Source organism: Pseudomonas juntendi (genome assembly GCF_009932375.1).
GTDB classification, from domain to species: domain Bacteria; phylum Pseudomonadota; class Gammaproteobacteria; order Pseudomonadales; family Pseudomonadaceae; genus Aquipseudomonas; species Aquipseudomonas juntendi.
Genome location: NZ_BLJG01000363.1, coordinates 1 through 4,474, shown reverse-complemented (window position 1 = coordinate 4,474; position 4,474 = coordinate 1). Strand labels below are relative to the sequence as shown.

The following is a 4,474-nucleotide window of genomic DNA, read 5'->3' as shown; positions in this document are numbered from 1 at the left end:
CAAGGCTTGAATCCAAGCCGACTACCCAATGCCCGCCATCGAGCGGGCTTCTTTTGCCTGGAGATTTACCCATGCCATTTGTCGCCATCAACCTGAGCAATGACTACGAAGTTGCCAACAAAACTCGCTACGCCACCCAGGAGGAGGCCGACGCCCGAGCCCGCGAGATTCTGACCCAGTTCCCGGCCGCCCAGGTCTGTGTCGCCCAAGTGCTGAAGGACTACACCGCCAAGGTCTCCATCAGCGCGAAAGATCCGGCAGAACCAGCACCAGGGCCTGAGGCGTCTGCTGCCTGACGGCGTTCGCAACCACCCAATGCCCGCCAAGCGCGGGCTTTTTTTCGCTTGGAGAAACCATGGCCAGACTCACCGAACCCCAGGCCGGAGGCGCGAATGTGCTCCGGTTTCTGGATCTGATCGCTTTTTCCGAAGGCACCTCGACCGTAAAAGCCAGCGATGACGGCTACAACGTGCTGTACGGTGGCGGCCTGTTCCAGGGGTACGCCGACCACCCAAGGCGCAAGCTGACATTCCCCATCAACGGCAAACCGGTCACCAGCACCGCTGCCGGCCGGTACCAGCTGCTCGAGCGTTACTGGGATGCGTACCGGGTCAGCCTGCGCCTGTCTGGCGGCTTCACCCCTGAGAATCAGGATCGCGTAGCCCTGCAGCAGATCCGCGAGCGCCGCGCCCTCGACGATGTCAAAGCCGGCCGCATTCAGGAGGCGATCGCCAAGTGCTCGAACATCTGGGCCAGCTTCCCGGGCAACAGCTATGGGCAAAACCCGCACCGCCTGGACAAGCTGCTCGGGCGCTGGGTGGAGCTCGGCGGAGCGCTGGCATGAACTGGCCGGTGCGGCTGGGCCTATTGGCCCTGGTGCTGGCTTCATATTGGGGCATATACCAGCATGGCCGGTCGGTGGAGCGCAGTCAGGCGCTTGCCACATCGGCGCAGCGTGATAGCGGCGATCGGCTGGCCGAGACGTTGGGACAGCGCGATGCCCGCGCGGAAGAACAACGACGCGCCCAGGCGCAGGAGGAGGCGAGAGCCCGTGCACACGAACAACACCAAGTGGCTGACACTGGGGCTGCTGGCGCCGATGTTGCTGGCCAGCGGCTGCAGCACGACGTCGCTCAGCTCGCAGCCTCCGTCAGTTGCCCCGGCCCGGATACCGGTGCTATCGCCCGAGGCAAGGCAGCCACCCGCGCCGCCATGGTGCTCTCCGACCTGCTCACACGGGCTGATGCTCGAGCGGGAGAATTGGCGAAAGCTTATGACCAAGCCCGAATAGCGGGGCTCGCATGCGAAGCATCCTATAATGCGCTGATCAAGTGATCGGAGCAGGGCAGTGGACAAGCGCACCTTCATCGGCATGGTCGAGGCCGGCGAGCCGCTGATTCAGCAGGCCATCGACGCAATGCGCGAGTATCACCAGGCCAAGGATTGCGGCGCGCCGGCCGAGGAGGTCGAGCGGCTGCGGCTGCTGGCGGAATCTTTGTTCCAGGCGGTATCCGACTATCAACTGCGCGTGGTGGCCACGGCCCGGGGCAAAGACCTGCCCCGTCTTCACTGATATCAGACTGATTGCGGTAAGAGACCTTTCAAGCCTTCTCCCAACTGAGCCCACAGAGAAGGCGGTGCTCCGGTAGCTATTGACACGCCATCGGCTACTGCACCCAAGGTCGAAAAGACCTTGTATCCGAGATCCGCGTCCAACGATTTTTTGAAGTTCGAGTCAGTAAACATATGACCAGCTACGATCTCAATTGACTCCAGTACCGGTACGACTCCAGTGAAGCGGTAATTGTCAAGTGCTGATTCCACTTTTCTAAGTGACTTGACAAGGTATTCTTTAACTTTGATTTCAACGTCGCTGCTTATAACTTCTTTGATCAAGTTGGAGATAGCCTGCTGGAAATCGAGAATAACCAGGCTGTCAATTTCAGGAGGCGAATCTATAGCGAGCATTTGATTCATGACCTGTAGGAAATCGTTCGAGGCGCTGCTATATCTCGATGTGAAAGTCGATATGTGGCTAGTTAACACCTGCTCTTGCATGGCCTTCGTGAACGTCCGGTGCCACGTGGTGGTCTGGGATTTCAGGGGAGGGTATCGATCATTCATAAGCTCAACGGCTTCGGTTGTGACCGCGATGAATTGACCAAGCCCAATCAGCAGGGGGCCTTCATCATTCCCCTTGATTCCCAATGCTTCACGCCATGCCTTCTTCGTCTCAGTTGTGTTAGGCATCGCTTCGATTGCTTTCAGTACGCGAAATGCGCGAGCGGCTGGATTATCTGTAGTCATCTGTTCATCCATGGGGTAAATCAGTAAACGCTGGGGTAGCGGTGAGTAGAGCTACGACGCTGGTTTGGAGAGGCCAAATGCTATCAGAAGCTGTGGGGGAATCTTGGGGGAATCGATCCCCCGAATGTTGTGGAATGCTGTTGCGTCACCTTGCGTCGAAGTTTCTGATTTATTTAGATTTTATGAAAATACCTCAAAAGAATATGAGGCCAAAAACGGATTCGAAATCCGTTGTACTGGCAACAGTACCTAGGGTTCAAATCCCTATCTCTCCGCCATACGCGAAGTAGCCGAAGCCCCCGAAAACGTGAAGTTTTCGGGGGCTTCGGCGTTTTGGTGGTTTGGATCAGGGCAGCCATAGGCAAAATGGTTCTGTGATGTTGTCGGTGGGCATTGTTTTATTGCCCTGGAATCGTGTTTGCCGGGCTGGCCCCTTCGCGGGCACGCCCGCTCCCACAGGGGACGGTGCTGCACCTGAAAAACCTGTGGGAGCGGGCGTGCCCGCGAAGGGGCCGGTCCTGCCGACGCTGAGGACCGCAACATTTTGTCTTGAACTGCCAATAGCACCTTGGGCTACAATGCGGCCCTCTACTACACCACTCACGCCCAGGCCAAACGCCGTAATGATTACGCGCGCTGGGCGATGACTTTTTCTGACATGGATTCGTTGGATGCTTCGCGCCGTACTGGTCTTCCTTTTTGCCCCGCGCCGGGCGGCTGAATTGCCGCTCGCGACCAGTGCCGCGCCCCCTCTCAAATCCCCGCACACCTTCGCCTGCCGCCGCCTGCCATTGGCTGCGGTACGCGGCTGTGCGCCCCATCGACAATGGAGTGCTCCACTTGCGTAAGAAATTCGTCGCGTCCCTTCTGGCGGTCGCCATCGCTTCTACCACGGCCTGTGCACAGCTCGGGATCAGCAAAGAGCAAGCGGGCACGGTGATCGGTGGCCTGGCTGGCGTTGCCATCGGTTCGACCTTGGGCAGTGGCAACGGCAAGATTGCCGCCGCGCTGATCGCGGGCGGTATTGGCGCCTACGTCGGCAACCGCATCGGCAATATGCTCGATGAGAAGGACCAGCAGGCCCTGGCGCTGCGCACCCAGGAAGTACTGAGCCAGCAACAGGCTACGGCCAGCGCCCAGCCCGTGACCTGGAAGTCCGACCACTCTGGTGCCAGCGCGCAGATCGTGCCAGGCAAGGAATACACCAAGACCAAGCAGGTCGAGGTCAAGCGCGCGCCCAAGATCCAGGCCGTGCCGTCGATGAAGCTGATCAACGAACCGTATGTGACCACCAGCGACAACCTGAACGTACGCGCCGCGCCGAACGCCTCTGGCGAGAAGGTCGGCAGCCTGAAGAACCACACCGAGTTCACCGCAGTGGGCGCCACCGGCGACTGGATCCTGGTCGGGCGCAAGGGGGTGACCGTGGGCTATGTGCACAAGGACTACGTGGAGCCCAAGGCGCAGGCCGTGGCCAAGCGCGTGACCCCGGCGGTAAACCTGGACGAACTGGACGTTGCCGCCAGCAAGGAAACCCAAGCCTTCGACCTGGACTCGCTGCAGTCGCTGCCCACCCAGACCGTTGCCGCCGAAGCGGCCTGCCGCCCGGTCACCGTCAGCCTGAAGGCGCAAAACGGCAAGACCGAACAAGAGCAGAACACCTTCTGCAAACAAGCCAACGGCACCTGGGAACTGATCTGAGGACTCCATGAAAAAGCACGCGCTCGCGCTGGCTGTGATCGGCGCTTGTGGTCTGGTACCGCAAGCGTTCGCCCATGAGCTGGCCTATTCCAAGAAAGACAACATCAAGGTCGAAGTGCCTGGCGATGCCAGCACCTGGTGCAAACCCCAGGTCGACCTGACCATCAGCCGCCCAGCCTGGGATAACCAGGAGCTGCTGACGGGCCTGCTGAGCAAGCTGCCGTTCGTGTTTGCCAAGGACTGCTCGACCGCCAAGGTGAGTTGGAAGGCGGTCGATGGCAACGGCAAGCTTTACGCCAGCGGCTCGGGCAATGCCAGCAACCTGGGGCTGGTGACACTGGCTGCTGCACCTGCCGTTGCCGCCCCGGCGCCTGCTGCACCGGAACCGGTACCGGTTCCGGTGCAGCGGAGCAGGCAGCTGCCCCGACCCCGGCACCTGCCCCGGCAGCGCCGCCGGCAGACGCCG

6 protein-coding genes and 1 pseudogene are annotated in these 4,474 nt (G+C 60.3%); 6 read left to right on the top strand and 1 reads right to left on the bottom strand.

Features of this window, described 5'->3' with window-relative positions; all coding sequences use genetic code 11:
• Nucleotides 1-71: 71 nt before the first annotated feature.
• Genes GYA94_RS25965 through GYA94_RS25950 form a run of 4 tightly spaced genes read left to right on the top strand, consistent with a single transcriptional unit; the run spans nt 72 to nt 1,573 of the window.
• On the top strand, nt 72-296 hold the full coding sequence (locus GYA94_RS25965; RefSeq protein ID WP_064314711.1) for a hypothetical protein: 225 nt from the start codon (nt 72-74) through the stop codon (nt 294-296).
• Between the two features lie 59 nt (nt 297-355).
• Complete coding sequence (locus GYA94_RS25960; protein ID WP_064314362.1) at nt 356-844, top strand: glycoside hydrolase family 24 protein; 489 nt, start codon at nt 356-358, stop codon at nt 842-844.
• Nucleotides 841-1,335, top strand: coding sequence for a DUF2514 domain-containing protein (locus tag GYA94_RS25955; RefSeq protein WP_064314710.1), 495 nt, complete (start codon nt 841-843; stop codon nt 1,333-1,335). Before GYA94_RS25960 ends, GYA94_RS25955 begins: the two co-directional genes overlap by 4 nt.
• A gap of 13 nt (nt 1,336-1,348) precedes the next feature.
• The gene (locus tag GYA94_RS25950) at nt 1,349-1,573 is read left to right on the top strand and encodes a hypothetical protein (RefSeq protein WP_064314709.1); all 225 of its coding nucleotides are present in this window, start codon (nt 1,349-1,351) and stop codon (nt 1,571-1,573) included.
• Between the two features lie 2 nt (nt 1,574-1,575).
• On the opposite strand, the gene GYA94_RS25945 is transcribed toward GYA94_RS25950, so the two are convergent.
• Complete coding sequence (locus GYA94_RS25945; RefSeq protein ID WP_064314708.1) at nt 1,576-2,319, bottom strand: hypothetical protein; 744 nt, start codon at nt 2,317-2,319, stop codon at nt 1,576-1,578.
• An 828-nt stretch (nt 2,320-3,147) separates the two neighbouring features.
• Between GYA94_RS25945 and GYA94_RS25940 the strand changes: the two genes are divergently transcribed.
• Both GYA94_RS25940 and GYA94_RS25935 read left to right on the top strand, forming a co-directional pair.
• Nucleotides 3,148-4,008, top strand: coding sequence for an SH3 domain-containing protein (locus tag GYA94_RS25940; RefSeq protein WP_009681801.1), 861 nt, complete (start codon nt 3,148-3,150; stop codon nt 4,006-4,008).
• A gap of 7 nt (nt 4,009-4,015) precedes the next feature.
• Nucleotides 4,016-4,474, top strand: a pseudogene (locus GYA94_RS25935) (hypothetical protein); the annotation flags it as partial.

Coding starts and splice junctions, on each gene's coding strand:
- GYA94_RS25965 (WP_064314711.1), top strand. CDS start 72: ATGCCATTTGTCGCCATCAACCTGAGCAATGACTACGAAGTTGCCAAC.
- GYA94_RS25960 (WP_064314362.1), top strand. CDS start 356: ATGGCCAGACTCACCGAACCCCAGGCCGGAGGCGCGAATGTGCTCCGG.
- GYA94_RS25955 (WP_064314710.1), top strand. CDS start 841: ATGAACTGGCCGGTGCGGCTGGGCCTATTGGCCCTGGTGCTGGCTTCA.
- GYA94_RS25945 (WP_064314708.1), bottom strand. CDS start 2,319: ATGGATGAACAGATGACTACAGATAATCCAGCCGCTCGCGCATTTCGC.